This is a genomic window from Priestia sp. 10L35, from assembly GCF_056395685.1.
Genome location: NZ_JBFTKA010000038.1, coordinates 1 through 1658, shown reverse-complemented (window position 1 = coordinate 1658; position 1658 = coordinate 1). Strand labels below are relative to the sequence as shown.

2 protein-coding genes are annotated in these 1658 nt (G+C 36.0%); both read left to right on the top strand.

Features of this window, described 5'->3' with window-relative positions; genetic code table 11:
- The first annotated feature begins 404 nt into the window (after positions 1–404).
- Positions 405–590: a hypothetical protein gene (locus AC1DEF_RS29000; RefSeq protein WP_097825599.1), complete on the top strand. Its 186-nt coding sequence runs from the start codon at positions 405–407 to the stop codon at positions 588–590.
- 342 nt (positions 591–932) lie between these two features.
- On the top strand, positions 933–1658 hold a 726-nt coding region (locus tag AC1DEF_RS28995; protein ID WP_477727740.1), incomplete at its 3' end, for a fatty acid desaturase.

The window sequence follows — 1658 nt, the reverse complement described above, 5'->3', positions numbered from 1 at the left end:
CACTGTACCTTGTTCCATAATATTGCCTCCTAGTGTGGAATACTCCACACTTATATTACTACCCTTGTCCAACCATACTATCTTAAGATGAAAATTTCTATGGAAGAGATTTCTCTTCTCTTAATCCTACACCGAACAAAAATAATTAACTTAATCGTAACATATAAAACCGAATATAGCAAATACAGGAAAAACGACCCTTTCAAGCGTGAAATCCTATTGTAAAAAGATTAATTTAAGATCTACTAGGAGTAAATAAATTCAATTGACTTTCCACATATGTAGCTTACATACAAAATAGTAAGCGTGTTAAGAGACCTGCTGTTTTTGTGTAGATGAAATTTTTTATAAAATGGATATCTTGGGTACAATACAGGGTATATACGTGGTAGAGGGGGGATCGTTTGAGACTGAAGGATGGAGACTTTTATACAGATGGTAGAAACGGTAAGGTATATAGATTAAATGAAGATGACAAGGGCAGCTGGTATGTGAGTACGCATGAAGATAATGATAAACTGTCTAGAACATCGGGGCGTGATATGATGAAATTGTTAAAGAGTTTTTATACCAAAATGAACGACAGTTGAACATTCATAGCTCTGAAAAACTACCGGCCCTAGTCATCATTTAGAGGAGGTAGTTTTTTGTTCGCAATATATTTAAAAAATAGTGGCTCAAAACCTGTTGGTAAGGTACAGGTTTATGAGCACCTTTACATAGCTAGGACCGAAATAATCCTAATGCTTTAATCAAACTGATTTTTTCCCACACACTTTTTTCCTTTTATTAAGAAAATACATTCACACATGTATGACAGTTGTCATACTAGTTACTTGACGTTTATATCTTTTATCACCAGATACTATGTTCTACTATAAATATAAAGAAGGGCTGAATATTAAACACGGTAAAGATGTAAGGAGGAACACATGAGCAAACAAAAAACGACTGAACTAAGAAAAAATGTAGCACCTTTTGAAAAACCTAATACGAAATCGAGTATAAAGCAATTAATAAACACATTTCTTCCGTTTTTACTACTTTGGTTTCTAGCTTATCAAAGTTTGTCCGTTTCTTATTGGCTAACGTTGCCCTTAGCTATTGTTACAGCCGGGTTCGTCGTCCGAATCTTTATTATTTTTCATGATTGTTGTCATCAATCATTTTTCAAAAGTCGAAAAGCGAATAATATACTTGGGACAATTAGTGGGGTTATCACCATGTTTCCTTATGAACAGTGGAAACGAAGCCATTCCATTCATCATGCCACGAGCAGCAACTTAGATAAACGAGGAACTGGTGATGTGTGGGTCATGACAGTTGATGAGTATGTTGCAGCTTCCTACTGGGGCCGGTTAGCTTACCGCGTTTACCGCAATCCAATTGTTATGTTTGGATTAGGTCCCATCTATCTTTTCTTCGTTTCTAACCGATTGAATCGAAAAGACGCGAAACGAAAGGAACGTTTGAACACATATTTAACCAATTTCTCAATTGTTGCAGTGTATGCACTTTTATGCTGGGGTATTGGTTGGCAAGCTTTTCTGCTCGTTCAAGCTCCTATCCTTTTTGTAGCAGGATCACTTGGAATTTGGCTATTTTACGTACAGCATCAATTTGAGGATTCCTACTTTGAAAGAGAAGAAGAGTGGGAT